The 23990-nt window shown below is 72.3% G+C and carries 20 protein-coding genes; 13 read left to right on the top strand and 7 right to left on the bottom strand.

Annotation, left to right across the window (positions count from 1 at the left end):
• Positions 1–95 precede the first annotated feature (95 nt).
• The 11 genes from ACGFU6_RS02345 to ACGFU6_RS02295 all read left to right on the top strand — a co-directional run bounded on the left by ACGFU6_RS02345 (position 96) and on the right by ACGFU6_RS02295 (position 14082).
• Positions 96–1364 carry an ABC transporter substrate-binding protein gene (locus ACGFU6_RS02345; protein WP_393607618.1) on the top strand — a complete coding sequence of 423 codons (1269 nt, stop codon included), beginning with the start codon at positions 96–98 and terminating at the stop codon, positions 1362–1364.
• Positions 1365–1469: 105 nt separating this feature from the next.
• Positions 1470–2345, top strand: a complete 876-nt coding sequence (locus tag ACGFU6_RS02340) for a carbohydrate ABC transporter permease (protein WP_260256016.1) — start codon at positions 1470–1472, stop codon at positions 2343–2345.
• Positions 2332–3255 carry a carbohydrate ABC transporter permease gene (locus ACGFU6_RS02335; RefSeq protein WP_393607617.1) on the top strand — a complete coding sequence of 308 codons (924 nt, stop codon included), beginning with the start codon at positions 2332–2334 and terminating at the stop codon, positions 3253–3255. The genes ACGFU6_RS02340 and ACGFU6_RS02335 overlap by 14 nt, the downstream gene beginning before the upstream one ends.
• A 44-nt stretch (positions 3256–3299) precedes the next feature.
• The gene (locus ACGFU6_RS02330) at positions 3300–4064 is read left to right on the top strand and encodes an SDR family NAD(P)-dependent oxidoreductase (RefSeq protein WP_393607616.1); all 765 of its coding nucleotides are present in this window, start codon (positions 3300–3302) and stop codon (positions 4062–4064) included.
• Positions 4052–5839 (top strand): heparinase II/III family protein, encoded by a 1788-nt coding sequence (locus ACGFU6_RS02325; protein ID WP_393607615.1) that lies wholly within the window; start codon positions 4052–4054, stop codon positions 5837–5839. The genes ACGFU6_RS02330 and ACGFU6_RS02325 overlap by 13 nt, the downstream gene beginning before the upstream one ends.
• Before the next feature lie 3 nt (positions 5840–5842).
• The gene (locus ACGFU6_RS02320; RefSeq protein WP_393607614.1) at positions 5843–7822 is read left to right on the top strand and encodes a hypothetical protein; all 1980 of its coding nucleotides are present in this window, start codon (positions 5843–5845) and stop codon (positions 7820–7822) included.
• Between the two features lie 2 nt (positions 7823–7824).
• A complete protein-coding gene (locus ACGFU6_RS02315; RefSeq protein ID WP_393607613.1) occupies positions 7825–8427 on the top strand; it encodes a hypothetical protein in 603 nt (200 codons plus the stop codon).
• Positions 8424–9506 carry a DUF1565 domain-containing protein gene (locus ACGFU6_RS02310; protein ID WP_393607612.1) on the top strand — a complete coding sequence of 361 codons (1083 nt, stop codon included), beginning with the start codon at positions 8424–8426 and terminating at the stop codon, positions 9504–9506. Before ACGFU6_RS02315 ends, ACGFU6_RS02310 begins: the two co-directional genes overlap by 4 nt.
• Entirely contained in the window at positions 9494–10654 is a 1161-nt protein-coding gene (locus tag ACGFU6_RS02305; protein WP_393607611.1) for a GDSL-type esterase/lipase family protein, read from the top strand. Before ACGFU6_RS02310 ends, ACGFU6_RS02305 begins: the two co-directional genes overlap by 13 nt.
• Entirely contained in the window at positions 10611–13103 is a 2493-nt protein-coding gene (locus ACGFU6_RS02300; protein WP_393607610.1) for a polysaccharide lyase 8 family protein, read from the top strand. Before ACGFU6_RS02305 ends, ACGFU6_RS02300 begins: the two co-directional genes overlap by 44 nt.
• A 4-nt stretch (positions 13104–13107) precedes the next feature.
• On the top strand, positions 13108–14082 hold the full coding sequence (locus ACGFU6_RS02295) for an acetylxylan esterase (protein ID WP_393607609.1): 975 nt from the start codon (positions 13108–13110) through the stop codon (positions 14080–14082).
• A gap of 10 nt (positions 14083–14092) precedes the next feature.
• Here ACGFU6_RS02295 and ACGFU6_RS02290 read toward each other — a convergent pair whose 3' ends face one another.
• From ACGFU6_RS02290 to ACGFU6_RS02265, 6 genes are all read right to left on the bottom strand, one after another.
• On the bottom strand, positions 14093–15637 hold the full coding sequence (locus ACGFU6_RS02290) for a phytoene desaturase family protein (protein WP_393607608.1): 1545 nt from the start codon (positions 15635–15637) through the stop codon (positions 14093–14095).
• A 57-nt stretch (positions 15638–15694) separates the two neighbouring features.
• Positions 15695–17950, bottom strand: coding sequence for a tetratricopeptide repeat protein (locus tag ACGFU6_RS02285; protein WP_393607607.1), 2256 nt, complete (start codon positions 17948–17950; stop codon positions 15695–15697).
• A 17-nt stretch (positions 17951–17967) separates the two neighbouring features.
• Positions 17968–18867 carry an oxygenase MpaB family protein gene (locus tag ACGFU6_RS02280; protein ID WP_393607606.1) on the bottom strand — a complete coding sequence of 300 codons (900 nt, stop codon included), beginning with the start codon at positions 18865–18867 and terminating at the stop codon, positions 17968–17970.
• A 70-nt stretch (positions 18868–18937) separates the two neighbouring features.
• Complete coding sequence (locus ACGFU6_RS02275) at positions 18938–19543, bottom strand: GPP34 family phosphoprotein (protein WP_393607605.1); 606 nt, start codon at positions 19541–19543, stop codon at positions 18938–18940.
• A 157-nt stretch (positions 19544–19700) separates the two neighbouring features.
• Positions 19701–20285: a hypothetical protein gene (locus ACGFU6_RS02270; protein WP_393607604.1), complete on the bottom strand. Its 585-nt coding sequence runs from the start codon at positions 20283–20285 to the stop codon at positions 19701–19703.
• Between the two features lie 225 nt (positions 20286–20510).
• Positions 20511–21338, bottom strand: a complete 828-nt coding sequence (locus ACGFU6_RS02265; protein WP_393607603.1) for a class I SAM-dependent methyltransferase — start codon at positions 21336–21338, stop codon at positions 20511–20513.
• Between the two features lie 73 nt (positions 21339–21411).
• Between ACGFU6_RS02265 and ACGFU6_RS02260 the strand changes: the two genes are divergently transcribed.
• Entirely contained in the window at positions 21412–22080 is a 669-nt protein-coding gene (locus ACGFU6_RS02260) for a TetR/AcrR family transcriptional regulator (RefSeq protein ID WP_393607602.1), read from the top strand.
• An 18-nt stretch (positions 22081–22098) separates the two neighbouring features.
• Here ACGFU6_RS02260 and ACGFU6_RS02255 read toward each other — a convergent pair whose 3' ends face one another.
• Positions 22099–22680, bottom strand: a complete 582-nt coding sequence (locus tag ACGFU6_RS02255) for a CGNR zinc finger domain-containing protein (RefSeq protein WP_393607601.1) — start codon at positions 22678–22680, stop codon at positions 22099–22101.
• Between the two features lie 103 nt (positions 22681–22783).
• On the opposite strand from ACGFU6_RS02255, the gene ACGFU6_RS02250 reads away from it, so the two are divergent.
• The gene (locus ACGFU6_RS02250; protein ID WP_393607600.1) at positions 22784–23959 is read left to right on the top strand and encodes an epoxide hydrolase family protein; all 1176 of its coding nucleotides are present in this window, start codon (positions 22784–22786) and stop codon (positions 23957–23959) included.
• The last annotated feature ends 31 nt before the right edge of the window (positions 23960–23990 follow it).

Raw genomic sequence — 23990 nt, 5'->3', positions numbered from 1 at the left:
CTAGTCTCAGTGCATCGATTTACCAGCGCTTCCCAGCCATGGCCGGGTTGCCATCGCTGGATCGATCCACTGCCTCCACCTCAAAAGGGGTGCCCATGGAACTCAAACGACGGTCGCTGCTCGCTGCCATCGGCGCCGGCACTGCCGCGGCCGCCCTCTCCGGCTGCGGCACCGGCTCCTCGGCGGCCGGCTCCGCCGACGGTCCCGCCGAGGGCGAGATCACGCTGCTCACCCCGATCTACGAGGGCGCCAACGGCAAGACGCTGTTGGAGAAGCAGATCCTCGGCGGCTTCCGGAAGAAGTACCCGGACGTCAAGGTGAACGTGGACTACACCACGTACGCGCAGCTCAACGAGAAGATCACCACGGGTCTCGCGGGCGGCCTGCTGCCCGACGTGCTGATGATGGGTGTCGGCTGGATCCCGCCGTTCGCGGCCAAGAAGGCGATCGCCCCGCTGCCCGAGAAGTTCGCCACCGCGCACGACTACGAGAAGCGGGTACTGGAGCCCTCCCGCTACGACGGCAAGCTGTACGCGCTGCCGGTGGTCCTCGACACCCGCATCGTCGTCTACCGCAAGGACCACTTCGCCGAGGCCGGGATCAAGAAGACACCGGCCAACTGGGCTGAGCTGCGGGCGATCGCGAAGCAGCTGACGAAGAGCGGCCGGATCGGTTTCGACCCGTTCTCCATCGATCTGCGGCAGTGCTGGGAGACCTTCCTCTTCGCCAACGGCGGTCAGCTGTTCAGCGAGGACGGCAAGAAGGTGCTGTTCACCGACAGCCGGGGCGTCGAGGCGCTGCAGTTCTTCAAGGACCTCTCGAAGGACGGCTCCGCCGACTACACCAAGAAGACGGCCGCCGGTGCACCGTCGAACGTCCAGACCGGCAAGGCGTCGATGATGATGACGACCAGCGCCCTGTGGGAGCAGTGCCGCGAGCAGTCGCCGGACCTCCTGAAGGACGACACGCTCGGCTGCTTCGTCCTGGCCAACCGCAGGCCGGCGATGCTCCAGGGCGGCACCCTGGTCTCCCAGTCGGCGCGTTCCAAGCACCCCGCGGCGGCCCGTGCGCTGGTCGAGTACCTCGCGACGCCGGAGTCGATCCTGGGCGCGGCCAAGCAGCGCGGTTCCGTGCCGGGTCTCAAGGACCTCAACGAGAGCGGCTACGTGAAGGAGAACAAGTTCGTCGATCTGTCGCTGCAGAACATGAGCGCCGCGCGCTCGGAGGGCGGCACGGCCGCGTGGATGGAGATCCGCGAGAAGATCAAGCCGACGCTGGAGCCCGCGATCGTGGGCGGTCAGTCCGCGAAGGACGCCATCGCGGAACTCGGCCGGCTGGCCGAGGCCGCCATCGGCCGGATGTGAGGCGTCACTGTGGGAGCGACATCCGTACTGAAGGCACGGCCCGCGCGGCCGCCTTCCCCGACTGAGCACAACGCACCGGCGACACGCCGGTCGCGCAGGACCCCGATGGGTCCCGGCCGCCGCAGGCAACGGGCCGGCATGTTCCTGGTGGCACCCGCCCTGCTGCACGCCTCCCTCTGGATCGGACTGCCGGTCATCGCGTCAGTGGTCCTCGCGTTCACCAAGTACGACGTGCTGACGCCGCCGCAGTTCGTGGGGTTCGACAACTTCCGGGACATGCTGGACGACGCGGTGTTCCGCAAGTCCATCGTGAACACCGTCGTCTACACCTTCTTCACCGTGCCGTTCGGCATGGCGCTGGGGCTGCTGATGGCGCTCGCCCTGCACACGGGCCTGAAGGCGCGGGGAATCTTCCGCACCGCGATCTTCCTGCCGCAGGTCACCGCGACGGTGGCCATCGCGCTGGTCTGGCTGTGGATCTACAACCCGGGCAACGGGCTGTTCAACACCTTGCTGTCGTTCGTGGGCATCCAGGGACCCGCCTGGCTCGCCTCGACGTCATGGGCGATGCCGTCGGTGATCCTGGTCGGCATCTGGCAGGGCATCGGCATGAAGATGCTCATCTACTTGGCCGCTCTGCAGTCCCTGCCGAAGGAACTGTACGAAGCGGCGTCGGTGGACGGCGCCTCGAAGGTGCGGCAGTTCTTCTCGATCACACTGCCGCTGCTGAAGCCGGCGACGTTCTTCGTGCTCATCACCTCGATGATCAACGCGTTCCAGTCCTTCGACCAGATCTACATCCTGACCGACGGCGGACCGGCCAACAGCACCACGATGATGACGTATGAGATCTACAAGTCCGCCTTCCGGGAGTTCCGCGTCGGCTACGCCTGCGCCCAGTCCCTGGTGCTGTTCGTCCTGCTGATGGGCTTCACCCTGGTCAACCGGCGGATGATGGGAGGCACCCGTGGCCACAGCTGAGCTGCACAAGCCCGGGGCCGTGCGTCCGCCCCGGCCCGCCACGAAGGCCGGGCACCGCTCCGCCGGCCGGATCGCGCTCTTCCTGACGCTCTGCGTCGTCTCGCTGCTGATGGTGGTGCCGTTCGTCTGGATGGTGCTGACCTCCCTCAAGACACCGGTGGAGATCGCGTCGCAGGACGCCGGACTGCTGCCGGAGCACTGGGACTTCGGCAACTACGCCGACGCGCTGAAGGCGGCGCCCTTCGCCACGTACGCCCGCAACAGCCTCATCATCGCGGTCAGCCACACCCTCATCAACGTCCTGGTGGCGTCGATGGCGGGGTACTCACTGGCCCGGATCAGGTTCCGCGGCAGCGATGTCATCTCCTACCTGTTCATCGCGGCGCTGATGATCCCGACGTACACCAAGGTGCTGCCGGAGTTCCTGATCGTCCGCTTCATGCCGCTGGCCGGTGGCAACGACCTCTTCGGCCAGGGCGGCAGCGGCTGGCTGGACTCCTGGTGGGCGCTCATCGTGCCCGGCGCGGTCACCCCGTTCGCCGTCTTCCTCTTCCGGCAGTTCTACCTGGACCTTCCGGTGGAGCTGGAGGAGGCCGCCCGGCTCGACGGGCTCGGCGAGTTCCGGATCTACTCCAGGATCATGTCCCCGCAGGTCAAGCCCGCCTTCATCACGGTGGCGCTGCTGACCTTCGAATCCTCGTGGAACAACTTCCTGTGGCCGTTGCTGGTGACCCATTCGGACAATCTCCGGGTGATCCAGGTCGGGCTCTCCGTCTTCAAGACCGAGAACGGCACCCAGTGGCACTTCCTGATGGCGGGCACCACGCTCGCCACGCTGCCCATGGTCGTTCTCTTCCTCATCGGCCAGCGCTATTTCGTGCAGGGCTTCGCAACCGCCGGTCTCAAGTGACCGGTCCCGGTCCAAGAGACCGGATACCGAAAGGTTCAACCCCCATGTCTGCTGATCTCCAAGGTTCCCGCGCGCTGGTGACCGGAGCGGGCCACGGCATCGGCCGTGCCATCGCCGTCGCCCTCGCCGAGGCCGGCGCCGATGTCGCCGTCCACTACCACTCCTCCGCCGACGAGGCCGCGAAGACGGTCTCCGAGATCGAGGCACTGGGCAGGCGCGCCAAGGCGTTCCAGGCCGACGTGACGGTGACCGCCGAGGTGGACCGCTTGGTCGAGGAGGCGACCGGATTCCTCGGCGGCCTGGACGTCCTGGTCTGCAACGCGGGGCATCTGATCGGCCGGGCGAAGATCGCCGAGATGACGGACGATCACTTCGAGCAGGTCATCTCGACCAACCTCACCTCCACCTTCCGCGCCGTGCGCGCCGCCCTGCCGCATCTGGCCCGGTCCTCGGCCGGGCGCGTCATCACCATGTCCTCGCTGGCCGCGCACAACGGCGGCGGCCCCGGCTCGGTCGCCTACGCGGCCGCCAAGGCCGGAGTCGTCGGATTCACCAAGGGTCTCGCCAAGGAGCTGGGCGGCAGCGGCATCACGGTGAACGCCGTCGCACCCGGCTTCATCAAGGGCACTGCCTTCCACGACACGTTCACCGCGCCCGAGGCGCAGCAGGCGATGGAGGCGGGCATCCCGGTGGGCCGCGCCGGCACTCCGGGGGACGTCGCCTCGGCCGTCGTCCACCTCGCGTCGCCCGCGTCCGGCTTCCTGACCGCCACCACGGTGGACATCGACGGTGGCGTGTGGCCGCGTTGAGGCGGATCGCCCGGGAGCGGGGCGGCTGGTGGCACGCGTACGTGTGCCCGGCGCACGGGGTGGAACTGGATCACGGCGAGGTGCTCGGCGGGGTGTTCCCCGAGGGCGGCGCGCGCTGCGCGTACGGCTGCCGGGTGGACGACGAGGCGGTGCGCGGCGCCTGGCTGGTGCTGTCGCACCAGGCGTGGGCGCGGCACCTGCGGGTGCTGGCCCACCGGGGCGAGCGCGCCGAGGCGGTGGCCCGGCTCGTCGAGTACGCGGGCCTGTACGAGGAGCTGGCCACCGCGCAGCACGGTGAGGCGCAGGGCTGGATGCTGCGCGGCCGGCTGTTCCACCAGGCGCTGACCGACGCGATCTGGGCGGTGAACATAGGCCACGCGGTCATCACGCTCGCCGAGCACGGCACGGAGGACCTGGCCGGGGTGCTGCCGCTCCTGGACGCGCTGGAGCGGGCGGCCCTGGACGCCCGTTCCGTGCTGACCGGGAAGGGGCAGCTCGCCTCCAACTACACCGCGTGGCTCAATGCCGCGGGCGTGGCCGCCGGCCGCGGCGCCGCCGCGGCGCGCGGGCAGGAGTGGGACGGCGCCAAGGAGTGGCTGGAGGGCGAGCACGGCCTGTACGCGCACCTGCGGGTCGCGGTCGCCGAGGACGGCTGGGAGTGGGAGGGCAGCACCTACTACCACGGGTTCGTGCTGCGGGCGGCGCTGCTGGCGCTGCGGTCCACCGATCCGGCGGCCGTTCCGGCCGATGTGGTGGACGTGCTGGCCGGGATGACGGACGTGCTGGCGACGATCGCGACCCCGGGCGGCATTCTCCCGGCCCTGCACGACGGCCCGTATCTGCGCGGACCGCTGGCGCTGGAGTGGCTCGAACTGGTCGCGCTGGCGCAGCAGTTGGTGCCAGCGGATGGACTGGAGGCGGTGGCCGGGCGGGCCCGCGCCGAGCTCGGGGACGCGGACGACGGCCTGGACCGGGAGCTGGGCGGCTGGTTCACCGGTCCGCCGCTGCCGGCCCGGCCCGCGCCCGCTCCGCTGACGGTGTTCGGGGCGGCGGGCTACGGGGTGCTGCGGGTCGCGGGCATCCACGCGCTGCTGGACTTCGGCCCGCACGGCGGATCGCACGGCCACCGGGACAAGTTGTCTCTTTATCTCTACGGCGATACGACACCGTGGCAGCCCGACCCCGGTCAGGTCCCTTACGCGCACGCGGAGTTCCGTGATCTGTACGCGTCGACCGAGGCGCACCCCGCGTTCCGGGTGGACGGCGCCGAGCAGGCCGAGTGCACGGGCGCGCTGCTGGCCTCGGACGACCACTCGGTGACCGCCGAGGTGACCACCGCGTACGAGGGTGTCCGCGCGGTCCGGCGGATCGTGGCGGGTGAGGGCTTCCTGGTGGACCTGCTGACCGTGACCGCCGGGCAGGAGCGGCGCATCACCGCCCAACTGCGCCCAGGGACCGCGCTGGACGTCCAGTCGCAGGGGGCCGGCCCGGTGCGCACCACCTGGTACGGCGACGAGACCCTGCACGGCTGGCACACGCACCTCGCCGGGGTCCCGGTGCGCCCGGTGAGCACCCCGGGTCCCGGCCCCGCCGACGACCCGCAGCGCGTGCGGACCCGGGTCGACTTCAGCGCCGTCACCGACCGGGTGACCTTCGCCTCGGTGTACCAGGCCGGGTCCGCCGGGCCCGCCGTCACCGACGTGACGCTCACGGAGGACGGGCTGAGCGTCCGTCTCGCGGACGGCAGCACCACACGGTTCCGATCGGAGGACTGACCCTTGTTGCTCTCGGCGACCCCGCCGGCAGGCCCGCGTCCCGCGCAGGAGACGCGGCTGTACGAGGAGGCCACCCGTCACCGCGGGCTGACCCCGCCGCGTACGCACCCCCTGGCCAGCATCACCTGGCTGGGCCCCGCGGCCTCCAACCCGGCGCTGGCCTACCGGGTCGGCGGCGATCCGGCCCATCTGGCGGAGAGCCGGCGCTGGATCGAGGCCGCGGTGCGGCTGCCCCACTGGGGCAAGGCCCATATGCCGGACCACGACCTGGACGCCGGCTGGCTGCTGCACCACCTGGCCCTCACCTACAAGTGGATCGGTGACGACCTGCCGGACGGGGTACGGGCGCTGCTGCGGTACAAGCTGCTGCTCCAGGGGCGGCGGATGTACGAGTACGCGGTGGCGAGCGAGGGCAGCTGGTGGTCCTCGTCGTACTGGCAGAACCACAACTGGATCTGCTACGCGGGGCTGGCGACGGCCGGTTACGTGCTGGGCAAGCAGGAGTGGACCGAGCGGGCCAAGGACAACCTCGCAACCGTCCTCGACCTGATGCCCGAGGACGGTTCGCACGCCGAGGGCGTCGTGTACTGGCGCTACGGCGTGCCCTTCCTCGCCATCCACCTGGACCTCCTGAAGGAGGCGGAGGGCATCGACTGGTGGGACCGCGGCGGGTTCATGTCCCGTACCTTCCGCTACCGGCTGCACCAGACCGCGCCCGGTTTCGCGTTCAACGTCGACCACGGTGACTGCCACGACCGGCGCAGCGGCCACAGCGCCGGGCTGTACTACCGTCTCGGCGCGCAGTACGGCATCCCGGAGGCCCAGTGGATGGGTGATCTGGCCTCGGGCGAGCTGCTGTGGAAGGAGGCGGCCGAGAGCGGTGTGCGGCCGGGGATCCTGCCGGAGGCCTATCTCGAATACCTCTGGTACGACCCGTCGGTGCAGGCCGCGAGGCCCACCGAGACCCGGGCGTTCTTCCCGGACCTGGGGCTGCTGGCCGCCCGTACCGGATGGGAGGACGACGCCACCCTGGTCTCGTTCAAGGCCAGCCCCGGCGGCGGCCACCGGGCCTGGGAGACGGCGGCGAAGCACCGGGCCGAGCGTGGCTGGGAGACCCTCAACCAGGGTCACCACCACCCCGATTCGGGCTCGTTCGTGCTGGTCTCGCAGGGTGCGTTCCTCGCGGTGGACGAGGGCTACAGCAATCGCAAGCGGGCCGCCCATCACAATCTGCTGCTGGTGGACGGGCAGGGGTACGCGGACGAGGACCGGTACCACGTGTACCGGGACATCCCGTTCGAGCGGCAGGCCAGGCAGCGCGATGTGCTGGTCTCGCCGGACTGCGGATGGGCGCACGCGACGGCGGAGATCGCCGCGATGTACGATCCCGCGCTCGGGGTGCGGCGGCTGGACCGGACGCTGGTGTTCACCCCGTCGGGCCGGCTGGTGCTGCTGGACCTGGCCGAGGCGGACGAGGCGCGCGAGTGGACGTTCCTGCTCCAGACCGACCGGCCGGCCGAACCCCTGCCCGACGGCGGCCGGCTGATCCGGGCCGGGGAGGCCACCGCGCGGGTGCGGCAGTTCGCGCCCGCCGACGGCCGGACCGGCTGCGAGGTCACCGAGGTGGTGGCCAATCCGACGTCCAGCACGCCGGAGCTGAGCCTCACCCGGACCCTGCACACCCTGCGATCGACGACCACCCGGTCCACCGAGGGCCTGTTCCTCACCGCGATCGACCCGGCGACGGGGCCGGACGCTTCGCAGGTCCCCTGTACCCAGGGGCAGGGAGTGACCTTCGGTACGGAGACCGTGCTGCTCTCCCCCGTCGCCCGCAGGATCCGCACCGGGGGCGTCAGCGCCGACGCCGCGGCCGTGCTGCTCACCTCGGACGGCGCGCCGTACGTGGTGGCGGCCACCCGGCTCGAACTGGACGGCACGGTGCTCCTCGACGTGCCGGAGCCGTACACAGGAAGGGTCGGCTGATCATGCAGGCAACTCTCTCGTCCAACTGGCCGACGCTGCTGCGGCGGCTGGAGTTCGTGGCCTACCCGGCCGCCGCCGGGGCCGCGTTCGTCGTGCTGTCGCTGGGGGTGGTCACCTGGCTGCCCGCGCTCGCCGCGATGGCGCACGGTCTCCAGCGGTGGCGGGCCGAGGGGGACAGCCACTGCTTCGCCAACACCTTCGCGTTCTTCCCCCGGTACTGGCGCTCACTGTGGCGGCACGGGCTGGCCTCCACCGCGGCGGCGGCCGTCCTGAGCGCGAACATCGTCTATCTGCTGGGCCGTTCGGAGCCTTGGACGTACATGCTGCTCGCCGCCCAGGCGGGCATCGCGGCCGCGCTGGTCGTCCACCACGTGGCGCTGGCGGCCGAGGCCGGCCGGACACCCGGCGGCACGCTCCGCGAGTGGACCCGCCGAGCGCTGGCGCTCGGCTTCGGGTCGGCCGCCCGGGGCACCGCCCTGCTCGGTGCGGTGGTCTCCGCCGTACTGCTCTCCCTCGTCGTTCCGCTGGGGCCACTGCTGCTCGGCCCGAGCATTCCCGTACTGCTCGCTCTGTCCTTCGCTGATCCCAGGAGGCACACCCCATGAGCCACGCACTGCGCACCACCCTGGCCGTCGCGCTCGCCGCCGGCGCCCCCCTCGTCCTCCCCCCGCCGTCCGCGGCGGCCGCTGCCGCCGCCACCGCGTACTACGTATCGCCGTCCGGCAGCGACACCAACTCCGGTACGTCGGCGGGGTCCCCGTTCGCCACGATCCAGAAGGCGGTCGATCTGGCGCCGACGGGCGCGGTGGTGAACCTGGCCGCCGGTACGTACAAGCAGGATGTCGTGACCGCGCGCGCCGGGGTCACCGTCACGGGTCCGTCGAACGCCGTGGTGAAGGGCGCCGGTGACGCCCGGATCATCCAGGTGCGGCACGACTCGACGACGCTGAACGGATTCACCGTGGACGGGCTGCACGGGCCGGCCGATGATGTGTCCGGGTACCGCCTCAAGCTCATCTATGTCATGAGCACGACTCCGGGTAACGGGGTGGGCGGTCTGCGCATCACCGGCATGACCCTGAAGAACGCGGCGGACGAATGCCTGCGGGTGCGCTACCTGGTGACGGGCGCCGAGATCTCCGGCAACACCATCACCGACTGCGGCGTCGCGGACTTCAGGTTCGGCGGGGGCGGCAAGAACGGCGAGGGCATCTACCTCGGCACGGCCCCCGAGCAGCAGGGCGCGAACGGCGCCCCGGACGCGGCCCCCGACATCAGCCGCAACAACCGCATCCACCACAACACGATCGCCACCCGGGGCAACGAGTGCGTCGACGTGAAGGAGAACTCGACCAACAACTACGTCGAGTACAACGACTGCGGCGAACAGCGGGACCCCAGCTCCGGCGGGCTCGACGCACGCGGCAGCGGCAACATCTTCCGCTACAACACCATCCACGACAACGTCGGCGCGGGCATCCGGCTCGGCGGTGACACCGCCACCGACGGCACCGCCACCAGCGTCTACGGCAACATCATCACCGGCAACGCCGGCGGCGGCATCAAGTTCATGCGCACCCCGCAGGGCCCCGTCTGCACCAACACCATGAGCGGTAACACCGGCGGCGACGCGGTCGGCACCTACGGCAGCGAGTACGCCCCGACCGGCGCGTGCCCGCAGTGAGCGGCCGGGGGCCCGCGAGACGCGGGGTACTGACGGCGGCGGCCGGCCTGGCCGCCGTCGCGGTGGCGGCGCCGGGCGCCCGGGCCGCCGACGGCGCATCCGGCGGTGGGCGCGGCTCGCGCTGGACGACCTCCTGGGCGACCGCGCAGACCGCACCGACCGACACCGATGCGGTGGCGAGCGCCGGGCTGACCGACGCCGTGTTCACCGCGCACGTCCGGCTGTCGGCGGGCGGGCAGGTGCGGCTGCGCTACGGGCACGCCTTCGGCGCCGTACCCGTGCTGATCGGGCCGGTGACCGCCGGCGGGCGGCCCGTGACGTTCGGCGGGCAGCGCCACGCGTGGCTGGCCTCGGGAGCCTCGCTGACCAGTGACGCGGTCGCCGGTCTGCGGGCCGCCGACGCGTCCCTGCTGACGGTGCGCACCGAACTGCCGGGCCCCACCGGCCCCTTGTCCTTCCACCGCAACACCCATGCCTCGCACGACGTCGACGGGGAGCGCACCACGTCGGTGTACCTGCTGACGGGCGTCGAGGTGACGGGCGCGCACGGGCCGGTGATCGCGGTGCTCGGCGACTCCATCGCGGAGGGCGTCGGCACCCCCGACGACTCCGGGCTGCGCTGGCCCGACCAGCTGGCCCGGCGGCTTCCGGGCGCGGCGGTCGCCGACCTCGGCATCAGCGGCAACCGGGTGCTGCTGGACGACGCGCGGTTCGGACCCGGCGGACAGGCCCGGTTCGACCGCGATGTGCTCTCGCTCCCCGGGCTGCGGACCGTTCTGGTCCACCTCGGCGTCAACGACCTCCAGCAGCCGCCGAGCCAGACCGGTCCCGCGCTCGTCCTGGCCGGCTACCGGCAGCTGGTGCTGCGCGCCCGGGACGCCGGGCTGCGGGCGGTCGGCGCGACCATCGCCCCGTTCGGCGGCTGGACCCGCTGGACACCGGAGCTGGAGACGGTGCGGCTGCGGATCAACGCGGCGGTGCGGACCGGCCGGGTCTTCGACGCCGTGGCCGACTTCGACGCGGCACTGCGCGACCCGGACCACCCCGAGCAACAGCGCCCCGCGTACGACAGCGGCGACGGGCTCCATCCCAACCCTTCCGGCCATGCGGCGCTCGCCGCGGCCGTCGACCGCCGACACCTTCTGTGAGGGCAGCGCCATGACCCCAGGCACCACCCCCGGCACCAACGGCACCAACGGCACCACCACCCGCCGCACCGTCCTGGCGGGCGCCGCGGCCATCGGCGCGGCCGCCGCCCTGCCGCTCGTACTCCCGGCGGGCAGCGCCCGGGCCGCCGCCGCGGACCCGGTCGACGCCGCCTCCCTGCGCACCCGGTGGCACACCCTGCTCACGGGCGGCCCCGGCCTCGACCTGAGCGACCCGCAGATCGCCGCCGCCGTGGCCAGGACCGGCAAGGCCGCGACGACCTCCGTCAAGGGCCTGGACCCCACGCGCAGCGACGGGCTGTTCCCGGACCTGACCAGCACCACGCTCTCCAACCACGTCACGACCTCGTTCAAGCGGCTCGCCACGGTCGCGACCGCGTGGGCCGTACCCGGCACCCCGCAGTACGGCGACACCGCGCTGCGCGATCTGCTGCTGGCCGGCATCGACTGGATGCTGACCAACCGATACGGCCCCGGCCACACCCGTTTCGACAACGACTGGGACTGGGAGATCGGCTCCGCGCTCGCGCTCAACGACGCGACCGTGCTGCTGTACGACGCGCTGGGCGCCGAGCGGCTCGCCCGGATCACGGCGGCCGTCCTGCACTACACGCCCGACCCGAACCTGTGGCGGGCCGACCGGCAGATCGCCACCGGCGCCAACCGGGTGTGGATCTCCACCGTCGTCGCCGTGAACGCCGTGCTCCGCGACAGCGGGGACGACCTGGCCCGGGTCCGTGACGCTCTTTCGGACGTCGAGGGTTCGGGCGCCAACAGCGTCCTCGCCTACAACGACGCGAGCGCGGCGGCCGAGGGAACGGGTGAGGGCTTCTACTCCGACGGCTCGTTCCTCCAGCACTACAAGCACCCGTACAACGGCGGCTACGGCAAGGAGCTGCTCAACAACCTCTCACGGCTGCTGAACCTCCTGGCCGGTACGGCGTGGACGGTCACCGATCCCGACCTGGACAACGTCCGCGGCTGGGTCGACGAGGGTTTCGATCCGCTGCTGGCGCGCGGCGATGTGATGGCGTCGGTGTGCGGGCGCGAGATCGCCCGCCCGAGCAAGCAGGGCCACGTCTCGGCGCAGACGGTCATCGAGGCGGTGGTCCGGCTGATCCCGGGCTTCCCCGGCGAGACGGCCGACCGGTTCACCGCCCTGGTCAAGCAGTGGATCGCCGAGGACACCTACCGGGACTTCCTCGCGGTCACCGACCTCGCCTCGCTCGTCGCCGCCCGGCAGGTCATCGCGTCGCCGGTACCGGCGCGCGGTCCGCTGGTCGCCCACAAGCAGCACCCCCGGATGGACAAGGCTGCCCACCACCGCCCCTCGTTCGCGCTCGGCATCTCCGCGTACTCGTCCCGTATCTACAACTACGAGTCGATCCAGAACGAGAACCTGCACGCCTGGCACCTCTCCGACGGCATGGTGCTCCTCTACACCGACGACCTCGGTCACTACAGCGAGGACTACTGGCCGACGGTCGACCCGGCACGGCTGCCCGGCACCACGGTCATCGCGGGCCACCCCGCCGACGCCGCGGGCCAGCGCACCACCAGCACCGCCGACTGGGCGGGCGGCACCGCGCTGCCCGCGACGACGCTCGGCGCGTACGGCATGGAGCTGCGGGCTTTCGGCAGTTCGCTGCAGGGGCTGAAGAGCTGGTTCTGTCTGGACGACGTCATCGCGTGCGTGGGTTCCGGCATCACCGCCGACGCCGGCACGGCCGAGACGGTCGTGGAGAACCGGAAGCTGCGGGACCCGCAGGCGGCGCTGCTCGTCAACGGCGAGGCCGCCCCGGCCGACACCGGCTGGTCGGATCAGCTGGACGGGGTGCGGTGGCTGCACCTGGCCGGGACCGGCGGCTACGTCTTCCCGGAGCCCGTCACCCTGCACGGGCTCCGTGAGGACCGGACCGCGACCTGGCGCGAGATCAACCTCAAGTACGGCACCGACACCTCCGTCACCCGCCCCTACCTGACGCTGTGGCAGGACCACGGAACCGCCCCGAGCGGTGCCGGCTACTTCTGGCTCCAGGCACCGGCGGCATCCGCCGACCGCACGGAGCAGTGGGCCTCCGCGCCGCCGGTGAGCCTGGTCTCGGACTCCACCGCCGTGCACGCGGTACGCCGCGGCGCGGACGGGCTGCTCGCCGCGAACTTCTGGGCGGCGGGGGCCGCGCAGGAGCTCGCCTCGGACGGTCCCGCCTCGGTCCTGGTCAGGCCCGAGGGCAAGACGGTGACCGTCTCCCTGTCCGACCCGACGCAGCTGCGGTCCTCCGTCGCGCTCGACCTGGCGCTGCGGGGGCTGACCGTCGTCTCCGCCGACCCGGGCGTGAGCGCCGCACCGTCCGGCGGCGGCATCCGGATCACCGCCGACACCGCCGGACGCCACGGCGCAACCCTCAACCTCACCCTGAAGAGGAGCTAGACCCTTGCTGTTCGACATGCCACTGGACCGGCTGCGCGACTACCGGCCGGAGCCGGAGGAGCCGGCCGACTTCGACGCCTTCTGGGAGAAGACCCTGACCGAGGCGTCCCGGTTCGAGCTGGATGCCGGGTTCGTCCCGTACGACGCCGGGTTCGCCACCGTCGACGTCTTCGACGTGACGTTCCGCGGCTGGGGCGGACAGCCGGTGAAGGCCTGGCTGATGCTGCCCAGGGCCCGTTTCGGCCCGCTGCCCGCCGTGGTGCAGTACATCGGGTACAACGGCGGCCGGGGCATCCCTTACTCCTGGCTGACCTGGAGCTCTCTGGGCTACGCGCACCTGATCATGGACAACCGGGGTCAGGGCGGCGGCGGCAAGAACACCGCCGACACCGTGGACATCGGGCCGGACGGGAACGGCTCCTCCTCCCCCGGCTTCCTGACCCGGGGCATCGAGGACCCCTGCCGGCACTACTACCGCCGGCTGATCACGGACGCGGTGCGGGCCGTCGACGCCGTCGCGGCGCATGACGCGGTGGACGCCACGCGGGTGGCGGTGCTCGGCGGCAGCCAGGGCGGCGGCCTCGCGCTCGCCGTGGCCGGGCTGCGCGACGACGTCGTGGCGGCCGTCGCCGATGTGCCGTTCCTCTGCCACTACCGGCGCGCCTCGCAGATCACGGACGCGGGACCGTACGCGGAGATCGCGCGCTGGCTGTCCGGGCACCGGTTCCGGATCGACGAGGCGATCGAGACCCTGTCCTACTTCGACGGGGTGAACTTCGCGGCGCGGGCCACCGCTCCGGCGTGGTTCTCGGTGGGGCTGATGGACAAGGTCTGCCCCTCGTCCACGGTGTTCGCCGCCTACCACCGCTACGCGGGTCCGGCCGAGATCGAGGTGTTCACGTACAACGGCCACGAGGGCGGCGCGGAGTACGACCTGCCGCGCAAGATCGCGGCCCTGCGCGGCGCGTTCGGTCGGTAGCGGTCGCCGGTCACCGGCCCAGCGCCGCCATCGCGGCGTTGTGGCCGGGGACCCCGCTGACGCCGCCGCCGCGCACCGCGCCCGCCCCGCACAGCAGGATGTTGGGGTGCGCGGTCTCCACGCCCCAGCGGCCGGTCTCGCCGGTGGCGTACGGGAAGGCGAGGTCCCGGTGGAAGATGTGGCCGCCGGGCAGCCGCAGGTCCTGCTCCAGGTCGAGCGGGGTCTTCGCCTCGATGCACGGCTCGCCGTTCCCGTCGAGGGCCAGGCATTCGGCGACGGGCTCCTCCAGGTGGGAGTCGAGTTCGGCGAGCGTGGCCCTGAGCAGGGCGGCGCGCGTCGCCTCGTTGTCGGCGGCGAAGAGCCGGGCCGGGGTGTGCAGGCCGAAGAGGGTGAGGGTCTGGTAGCCGCGGGCGGCGAGATCCGGTCCGAGGATCGAGGGGTCCGTCAGCGAGTGGCAGTAGATCTCGGACGGCGGGGCGGCGGGCAGCCGTCCCGCCGCCGCGTCCCGGTAGGCGTCGGCCAGCTGCCCGTACCCCTCGGCGATGTGGAAGGTCCCGGCGAACGCCTCGCGCGGGTCGACCGAGCGGTCGAGCAGCCGGGGCAGCCGGGTGAGCAGCATGTTCACCTTCAGCTGGGCGCCCTCGGCGGGCTCCGGCGGTTCGTCCCCGAGGAGCGCGGCGAGCGCCTGGGGCGAGGCGTTGACCAGGACGCGGCGCGCGCCGACGGTCCGCTCGCCGCCGTCCGCCCGTACCGTCACCTCGGCGTGCGTTCCGTCGGTTTCGATGCGGACCGCCTCGTGGCCGGTGCGGATGTGCGCACCGGCCGCGCGCGCCGCCGCCGCGAGGGCATCGGTGAGGGCGCCCATGCCGCCGACCGGTACGTCCCAGTCGCCGGTGCCGCCGCCGATGACGTGGTAGAGGAAGCAGCGGTTCTGGAGGAGCGAGGCGTCGTGCGCGTCCGCGAACGTGCCGATCAGCGCGTCGGTGAGCACGACGCCGCGTACGAGGTCGTCGTCGAAGCTCTCCTCGACGGCGACGCCGATGGGCTCCTCGAAGAGCATCCGCCAGGCGTCCGCGTCGCCGATCCGCTCCCGCAGCGCCTCACGGGTCGGCAGCGGTTCGGTGAGGGTGGGAAAGACCCGTTCGGCGACCTGCCCGGTACGGCGGTAGAACCGCTGCCACGCCTGGTACTCCCGGTCCGAGCCGGTGAGCGCGGCGAAGGAGTCGCGGGTGCCGTCACCGCCGACGAGCAGCCCGGTGGCGCGTCCGTCACGGACGGCCGGGGTGTACGAGGAGACGGTCCGTCTGCGTACGGCGAAGTCGAGGCCGAGCTCCCGGACGATCTTCGGCGGCAGCAGGGAGACCAGGTAGGAGTAGCGCGACAGCCGGGCGTCGACGCCCGCGAAGGGCCGGGTCGAGACGGCCGCTCCCCCGGTGGCGGCCAGGCGTTCCAGGACCAGGACGGACTGCCCGGCCCCGGCGAGGTAGGCGGCGGCGACGAGACCGTTGTGGCCGCCGCCCACGATGACTGCGTCATAGCTCTCGGGTACGGGCATGGCTCTTGGTAGCACGGACGGCGGCCACCGGCCAGGGCGGGGGCCGGGGCGCCGCGGTCAGGACGGCGGAATGCTCCGCTGCCGGCGCAGCGCCGCGACCTGCCGGTACAGCTCGACCGCTTCCGTCCCCCGGCCGAGCTGTTCCAGGCAGTGCGCCTCGTCGTTGCGGCTCGCGAGCACGTCGGGGTGGTCGGCGCCGAGCAGCCGGGTCCGCACCTCGGCGACCTGCCGGTAGACGGTGAGCGCCTCGGCCCAGCGGCCGAGCCAGCCGAGGCCGACGGCGACCTCACGGCGGCTGACGAGGGTGTCCGTGTCGTCGGCGCCCAGGACGCGTGCGCGGATCGCGCACACCTCGCGTGACTCGGCCAGCGCCTCCTCCCAGCGGTCCAGCCGCCCCAGGTTGACGCCCAGTCCGTGGCGGGCGCGGAGGGTCTCGGGGTCGTCGGCGCCGCTGACCCGGATCCGGTCCCCGACGAGCGCCCGGTACAGCTCCAGCGCCTCGGTGCTGCGGCCCAGCCGGCCGAGGCTGATGCCGACCTCGTAGCGGGCCGCGAGGGTGTCGGGGTGGTCGGCTCCCAGCACCTGCGTCCGGGCCAGGACGACCTCCCGGTAGCTCTGCAGTGCCTCCGCCCACCGGCCGAGGCGGCCGAGCGTGTAGCCGACCTCGTAGCGGGTGACCAGGGTGTCGGGGTGGGTGGCGCCGAGCAGCCGGGCGCGGGCCGCCGCCACCTCGTGGGCCATGCGGTACGAGTCCTCCAGGCGCCCGAGCCGGCTCAGGTTGAACGCCAGGTTGTGGCGGCAGCGCAGGGTGTCGGGGTGGTCGGGGCCCATCGAGCGTTCCCGGGAGGCGAGGACGGCGGCGTAGACCTGGTGGGCCTCGAAGTGGCGGCCGAGCCGGCCCAGTACGTAGGCCACTTCCTGGCGGGCCGCGAGGGTCTCCGCGTGGTCGGCGCCCAGCGTCCTCTCGCGGCCCTGGGCGACTCGGCCGAACTCCCGCAGCGCGTCCGACTCGCGCCCGGTGCGGCTGAGGGTGAACCCGACCTCGTAGCGGCTGGCGAGGGTGTCGGGGTGGTCGGGGCCCAGCGCGTGCTCGCGTTCGGCGGCGACCGCCCGGTGGACCTCGCCCGCCTCCTCCCAGTGGCCGAGACGGCCCAGGTTGAGGCCGGCGCTGTGGCGGCCGGCCAGTACCGCGAGGTGTTCCGGCGAGGGCGTGGGGCGCCCGGTCGCGGCCGTCGGCACGGATCCGGTGCCGGACCGCAGGTCGGTGGCGGTGGTCCACTCACCGGTGAGGCCCGCCGAGTGGTCGGGCAGCGGGAGCCCGTGCGAGGTGCTGCCCGTCGCCTTGACGCCGCTGGTCATGCCGCGGGTCCAGTCGGGCAGCCCCGGCCGGGCGCCGGGCGGGGCGACCGGGGCGGGCGGCGCGAGCGGCACCCGGCCGGCGGGCTCCGGGTACGGCTGTCCGCCGGTGCGGCCGAGGGCGATGCGCCGGCGCAGGTCGCCCGCGTCGGCGGGGCGCTGCTCCGGGGTCTTGGCGAGCAGTTCCAGGACGACGCGGTCGAGGAATCCGGGGAGTTCGGCGCGGTGGGTGCGCAGTGGCTCGGGCTGGGTGTCGCGGTGTCCGACGAGTACGCCCCAGGCGTCGTCGAGGTCGAACGGCGGTGCTCCGGTGGCGATCTCGTACAGCACGCAGCCGAGCGAGTAGAGGTCGCTGCGGTGGTCGATCTCGCCGCCGCTGATCTGCTCGGGCGACATGTAGTGGGGGGTGCCCATGGCGATGCCGACACCGGTGAGGCGTGAGGTGACGCTGATGTCGTGGCCCAGTCTGGCTATGCCGAAGTCGCAGATCTTCACCGTCCCGTCGGCCAGCCGCATGATGTTGGCGGGCTTGAGGTCGCGGTGGACGATGCCCTGCTGGTGGGTGTAGCCGAGGGCGTCGGCGACCTGTTCGGCGATGTCGACGACGTCGTCGACCGGCAGCGGGTGCTGCTGGTTGTCCTCCAGGAGCTGGCTGAGGTTGCGGCCGTCCAGGAGTTCCATCACCAGGTAGAGGACGCCCTCGTACTCACCGAAATCGTGGACGACGGTGACCCCCCGGTGCTGGAGCGCGGCGGCGACCCTGGCCTCCCGGCGGAACCGCTCGCGCAGGATGCGGGTGAAGTCCTGGTCGTGCTGGGGGCCCATCGGCTTGAGGCATTTGACGGCGACCTGGCGGCCGAGCGATTCGTCCCGGGCCCGCCACACCTCGCCCATGCCGCCGCGCCCGATGAGATCGAGCAGTCGGTACCGGCTGTGGATCAGCCTGGTTTCCGCCATCCCCGCTGTCGCCCCCGTCACTCCGCCTGCTGTCGCCGCGCCCTCCCCGGCCGGTCCAGTATGGCTGCCTGCCTCTTCAGTCTGTACGGGGTGGGGCGGCTGCCGGGACCCAGCCGCGCCATGGCGTTCAGAATATGGCCTGGCGGGAGCTGCCGGCGCAGCCGGTCCGGGATGCTCCGCAGCACGGTTCCGGCGAGGCGCAGACGCCGGTCGACGGTGGCCGCCGGCGGCGCGGGTCTGCCGTACAGCTCGTGGGCGTACGGGGGCAGGGACTGGTAGGCGAGCGCCGCGACCTGCCGCCACAGCAGGGCGCGCGCGGGTATCAGCAGGGGGTGGACGGGGGGCCGTCGCAGGAAGTCGTCGACGTCCAGCGCCTCGGGTGAGGCGGCCAGCCGGGGCCGTATCCGCTCGAAGTAGGCGGCCAGTTGTGCGGTGGTGGCGGGTACGGCCGCCGGATCGAGGCCGACGAGCCGGGCGCCGCGGCGGTGTTCGTCGATGTAACGGTCGGCCTGCGCGCCGGTGAGCGGGTAGCCGGAGCGCCGTTCGACCTGGAGGTAGGAGTCGGCCTCCGCGCAGTGGACCCAGAGCAGCAGTTCGGGGTCGTCGACGCCGTACGTCTCGCCGGTGTCCGGATCGGTGACCTTGAGGAGGCGGTGGATCCTGCGGACCCGGGCGCCCGCCTTCTCGGCGGCCTCGGTGGTGCCGTAGGTGATGGTCCCGACGAATCCGGCCGTGCGCATCAGCCGGCCCCAGGCGTCCTTGCGGAAGTCGGAGTTCTGCATGACGCCGCGCACCGCCCGCGGGTGCAGCGCCTGGAGGTACAGGGCTCGTACCCCCGCGACCCACATCATCGGGTCGCCGTGTAGCTGCCAGGTGACCGATTCGGGCCCGAAGAGCCCGGGGTCGGCTTCCGTCATCTCGTCCTGCCTCCCGCTCGACCTTTCACCCCTGCCGTCGGGTTCTACCGCGCGCCCCGCGCCGCCCGGCTCACGGTCCGCGCCAGACGTTGGCGAACGCCGCGTTCTCGATGGACCGGCGCTGGCGCACGGCCTCCAGCTCCATCACGGCGTCGTGGACGATGGCCACGACGGTCGTCACCGCCTCGTCGTCGAAGCCGGGCTCCTCGTCGGCGTCGTCACCCTCGATGCCGACGGCGGAGGCGAGGGCGGCCAGGACGGGTTCCCGCTCCTCCCAGCGCTCGGCTGCCCGGCGGCGCGCGGGTGTGTCAGCCGCCTCCACGCGCTCCGAGCCGAAGGACAGCCGGCCTCCGCGCTTCGGCGTCAGTTCGCCGGCCTCCTCCAGGGCTGTCTGGTACGCGGCCGAGAGGTCCCGGCCCCGGCGCCACAGCCAGTCCTCGATCCGCTCGTAGGGCTCCTGCCGGACGAGCGCCGCGACGGCCTCGCCCATGAGCCGGTCGTCCTGCGCCGGCGGCATACCCGGCACGATGCGGTCGCCGTCCACGGTGACCGCCTCCGCCCCGATGAGGTCGATCAGTTCGGCTCCCGCGAGCGCGAGGGACAGGTCCCCCTGCCCGACGGAGTTCTTCGCTCCCGGGTCCGTGGCGATCGTGAACAGGTCTTTCGCCGTGGTCATGAACGGCTCCCCTCGGAGACTTCGACAATGGTGCGCCCCACCGGGCCGGCCCGCGTCCGGGGCCGGCCCGGCAGCGGGGCGGCTGTCACGATCAGTATCGCTCCCGCCCCCGCGGTCCGGAACGCTTTCGCGCGGCGGTGTCGGATTCCGCCCGTCCTCACATGTGGGAGCTGATCACGCCGCCCGCGCTGAGGACGATGTACACGGCGTTGGCGTCGAGCCCGGCATCGTGCTGGTTCGCGTCCATCGTGGCCTCCACCGCGCCCTCGCGGCCGAGGATCTGCGCGCGGTAGTGCAGTTCACCGACCTTGGTGACCTTGGCCGTCCAACCGCCCGCGAGCTTGAAGGTGCCCGGTCCGCTGTGCTCGCCGCCCATCCAGGAGTGGACCTGGCCGCCCAGCGTGAGCACGACGTACATGCCGTTGGCGTCGAGCCCGTCGTCGTGCCCCTTCGTCTCCAGGGTGGCCACGACATAGCCGTCGCTGACGATCTTGACCTGGTAGTGCTGGGCGCCCAGCTTGTAGATCTCGGCCTTGCTGCCGTCCACCAGGGTCTGGGTGCGGACCGGGGCCGGGGTGCCGACCGTTGCAGCGGCGCGGTGCGCGAGGGACGTCGCCGTCCGCGCGCCGGTTCCGGCGGCGCCGCTCTGACCGGCGGTCAGCGCGACCGCCGCGGCGGCCGCGACGGCGACCAGGCCGGCGGACCGGGCGGTACGGACGGTGCGGTGAAGGAGAGTGGTCATGATCGAACCCCCAGGAGATACCGGGACTCGGCGCCTGCGAACGCACCTGCTCACTCAGGGCGACCGGCCGAATCCGTTGTGCATTACACCCCGTGAGATGACAGCCGGGCCCGAGTTGTTCACCGAGTCCCTGTCCGCAATTCGTAACAAAGCAACCGGGCGCCCTGCCCACCGGCCGCGCAGGCATCACCCGGGCGGCCGGTCGGGGCGCGCGGACACCGGGTCTCAGGAGGCCGCGATGCGCACGGCGGTGACGGCGAAGGTGGTGTAGTCCATCGTGAAGCGACCGCCCAGGGAGTCGATGGCCGCGCCGACCGCGTCCAGCACTTCGGCCAGTTGATCCGGACGGAGCCGGGTGAGGCCGCCGGTGGTCGGCAGCAGAGCGAGCCACTGCTCGCGCGTATAGGTCCGGCGCATGCCGAACCGCCACTGCTCGGGCTCCTCGAACCGCCCGGTCCCTCGGAGCACGTCGGCGGACTTCTCGTACGCCCCCCGGTAGAGGTCCAGCGGCCGGCGGGCCGGTCCGGCGTTGAACGGGGAGTCGGGGACCGCCCGCCGGAAGGCGGCGGCGAAGGGCTCGGCCACCTCGGCCGGCGGCTCGTACGCGTGCCCGAAGATCGCCAGCCGTCCGCCCGGACGCAGCAGCCGTGCCGCCTTCACCGCACCCGCGACCGGGTCCACCCAGTGCCACGACTGGGCGGCGATGAGCGTGTCGAACCTCCGACCGGCCGGCTGCCAGTCCTCGAACGCCGCGACCTCGACCGGCAGTCCGCGGACCCGTGCGACATCGGCCATCCGCGCGTCGGGCTCGACACCGAGCACGGCGCAGCCCGCGGCCTGGAACTGCCGGGCCGCGATGCCGGTGCCGCAGCCGATGTCGAGCACCTCGGGCCCGGGGCTCCCGGCCACGATCCGCGCCACCAGCGCTTCGGGGTAGCCGGGCCTGGCCCGGTCGTAGCCTTGCGCGTCCGCGCCGAACGACTCCGCCATCCGCCGGGCCTCGTGCGGTTTGGCCGGGGACGGTTCCGGCTGCTCCCGCGGTAGTGTGGGCATGCGCCCACCTTAGTGGGCGAGCGCCCACTTGACAACGGATACCGACGGGCCGACCGCACAGAAGGAGCCACGAGTGCCGACCGGGGTACACATTCGAGACGCGCGGCAGCATCTGTTCGACGCTGCCGAACGCGTCCTTCTGCGGGAGGGCGCGAACGGCCTGACCAGCCGGGCCGTCACTGACGAGGCGGGCTGCGCCAAGGGCGTCCTGCACCGGCACTTCAGCGACTTCGACGCGTTTCTCGTCGGCCTGGTGCTCGACCGCGCGGCGCGACTGGAGGGCGAGTCGGCAGCGCTGGCCGGGTCCGTCGGCACCGGCACGGTGACGGACAACCTCAGCGACGCGCTGACCGCTCTCTTCGGTCCGGTCCCGGTGGCGATCATCCCGCTGATCACCTTCCGGGACGAGCTGCGCGCCCGGCTGCGGGCGGCGACGCCCGGCGGCGGCATCGCGATCCTGGCCCAGGCGACGACCGCGATCTCCGCCTACCTGGCCGCCGAGCGCGACCTGGGCCGCATCGCGGCCGATGCCGACATCGACTCGCTCACGCTCTCCCTGGTCGGCGGCGGCCACCTGCTGTTCGCGGACCGCGAGCCGGGTCCGCCGGACACGGAGGCCGTCGGACGACTCGTGACAGCGGTCGTCGCCGACGCCGTGCGGCGGCGACCGGCACAGGGCCCGTCGTGCGGCGGCGGCCGTCGGCGGCCCACGGCACTCGAAACGGAGCCCCCGAGCCCATGACCCGCCGGGCGGCGAGCGCTACGAATCCGCCGCCGTTCCGGGGCTCTGGCGCCGGCGGGCGTTGAAGCGCGCCTTCTTCTGACGATTCCCGCACGTGTTCATGTCACACCATGTGCGGGTGCGGCTCCGACTGGTGTCGAAGAAGGCGGCCCGGCAGGTCGGCGACGCGCACAGGGCCAGCCTGCCGTCCCGTTCGCCCGCGATGACGCTGATCGCGTCGGCGGCGATCACACCGAGGGCATCTTCCACAGCGGAAGCCGGGCCGAGCCTCCACAGCCGCTCACCCCCGGGTGTCAGGACCGCCGCGGCCCGGCCCCGGGCGCTGCGGTCATTGATGATCCGCACGGCGGACGCGGGAAGCGCCTCCTGGATCGCGGCCGCTGTCGCGGCGGCATGGATCGACTCCCTCAACTCCCGGGCGACGTCGAGCTGGGCACTGGTGCAGGAGCCCACGGCGAGGCCGCTCACCGCCAGCCAGTCGACGAGTCGCCGCGGAACGGGAATGCGCTCGACACCGCCGCCGTGACGCTCGGACAGAGTCCCGGTGAAGCTGGTCGCCAGCACACTGCCGAGGCGGAAGTCAGGGAACTCACCTTGCATGGAACCACCATAGCCGGTTGCGGTGCGGTGCGAGGAACTGCTAGAACCGGCTCAGCCGGTTCGCGGTGGATCGCGGCCGGTTCCCCGACAGCCAGGAGGTCTCGTGCTCCGTCCGACCGAAGACGTACAAGCGTTCAAAGCCCGCGCGACCGACGCCGAACTCGACGATCTCCGCGCCCGACTGGCCTCGGCACGGCTGCCGGAGGCCGAGACGGTCCGCGGCTCGGCGCCCGGCCCACGCCGCTGGGACCAGGGCGTTCCCCTCGCCGATCTCGTCGCTCTGGTGGACTACTGGCGCACCGGGTACGACTGGCGGGCGTTCGAGGAGCGTCTCAACGGCATCGGCCAGTTCCGTACGACCATTGACGGCCTGGGAATCCACTTCCTGCACCGCCGGTCCGCCCGCGCCGATGCCACTCCCCTGGTCCTGACGCACGGCTGGCCGGGCAGCATCGCCGAGTTCGCCGACGTGGTGGACGAACTGGCGGATCCGAAGGACGCGGACGCGCCGGCCTTCCACATCGTGGCCCCGTCGCTGCCCGGCTTCGGCTACAGCGACAAACCGGCCGCCACCGGGTGGGGCACGGAGAGGATCGCGGCCGCGTGGGTGGAGCTGATGGGAAGGCTCGGCTACGGCAGGTTCGTGGCCCACGGCGGGGACTGGGGAGGCGTGATCACCACCGTCCTCGGCAGCAGGTCCCCGGAGCACGTTCTCGGCATCCACACACTGACCCCGCAGGCACCGCCCGGGTTGACAACGCACGGGCTGACGGCGGCCGAGCGCAGGTGGACCGAGGAGACCCGCGATTTCTGGGACGGCCCCCGCGCGGCGTACGCGAAGCAGCAGGCGACCCGGCCGCAGACCATCGGCTACTCACTCGTCGACTCGCCGGTCGGGCTTCTCGCCTGGATCCTCGACAAGTTCGCCGAGTGGACGGACACCGAGGACAGCCCGTTCGAGACGGTTTCCAGGGACAGGCTGCTCGACAACGTCACCCTGTACTGGCTGACGCGCAGCGGGGCGTCGTCGGCCCGCATCTACTACGAGAGCCACGACTCGCTGGACCCCGCGCTCCGGGTCGACGTCCCGTCAGCAGTCACCATGTATCCCCGCGACATCGAGAAGTGCCCGCTCCCCTGGGCACGGGAGCGGTACCGCCGGATCGTCCGATGGAACTCCCCCGAGGCCGGGGGGCACTTCCCGTCGCTGGAGGTTCCCGGGTACTTCGTCGAGGATCTGCGCGAGGGCCTCGCGGCGGTGCTGGCCGCGGACCGGTGAACGCGGCCCGGCACCAGGTCCCCTCGGCGGG

Source organism: Streptomyces sp. NPDC048462, from assembly GCF_043200175.1.
GTDB lineage: Bacteria > Actinomycetota > Actinomycetes > Streptomycetales > Streptomycetaceae > Streptomyces.
The sequence above is the reverse complement of the archived record's forward strand: the minus strand, read 5'-3'. Positions and strand labels throughout refer to the sequence as shown.

Bases quoted from the DNA above. Each gene is read 5' to 3' on its own strand.
- ACGFU6_RS02315 (WP_393607613.1), top strand. From the start codon at position 7,825: ATGCAGGCAACTCTCTCGTCCAACTGGCCGACGCTGCTGCGGCGGCTG.
- ACGFU6_RS02345 (WP_393607618.1), top strand. From the start codon at position 96: ATGGAACTCAAACGACGGTCGCTGCTCGCTGCCATCGGCGCCGGCACT.
- ACGFU6_RS02270 (WP_393607604.1), bottom strand. From the start codon at position 20,285: ATGACCACTCTCCTTCACCGCACCGTCCGTACCGCCCGGTCCGCCGGC.
- ACGFU6_RS02290 (WP_393607608.1), bottom strand. From the start codon at position 15,637: ATGCCCGTACCCGAGAGCTATGACGCAGTCATCGTGGGCGGCGGCCAC.
- ACGFU6_RS02340 (WP_260256016.1), top strand. From the start codon at position 1,470: ATGGGTCCCGGCCGCCGCAGGCAACGGGCCGGCATGTTCCTGGTGGCA.
- ACGFU6_RS02280 (WP_393607606.1), bottom strand. From the start codon at position 18,867: ATGACGGAAGCCGACCCCGGGCTCTTCGGGCCCGAATCGGTCACCTGG.
- ACGFU6_RS02265 (WP_393607603.1), bottom strand. From the start codon at position 21,338: ATGCCCACACTACCGCGGGAGCAGCCGGAACCGTCCCCGGCCAAACCG.
- ACGFU6_RS02310 (WP_393607612.1), top strand. From the start codon at position 8,424: ATGAGCCACGCACTGCGCACCACCCTGGCCGTCGCGCTCGCCGCCGGC.
- ACGFU6_RS02285 (WP_393607607.1), bottom strand. From the start codon at position 17,950: ATGGCGGAAACCAGGCTGATCCACAGCCGGTACCGACTGCTCGATCTC.
- ACGFU6_RS02300 (WP_393607610.1), top strand. From the start codon at position 10,611: ATGCGGCGCTCGCCGCGGCCGTCGACCGCCGACACCTTCTGTGAGGGC.
- ACGFU6_RS02275 (WP_393607605.1), bottom strand. From the start codon at position 19,543: ATGACCACGGCGAAAGACCTGTTCACGATCGCCACGGACCCGGGAGCG.
- ACGFU6_RS02255 (WP_393607601.1), bottom strand. From the start codon at position 22,680: ATGCAAGGTGAGTTCCCTGACTTCCGCCTCGGCAGTGTGCTGGCGACC.
- ACGFU6_RS02330 (WP_393607616.1), top strand. From the start codon at position 3,300: ATGTCTGCTGATCTCCAAGGTTCCCGCGCGCTGGTGACCGGAGCGGGC.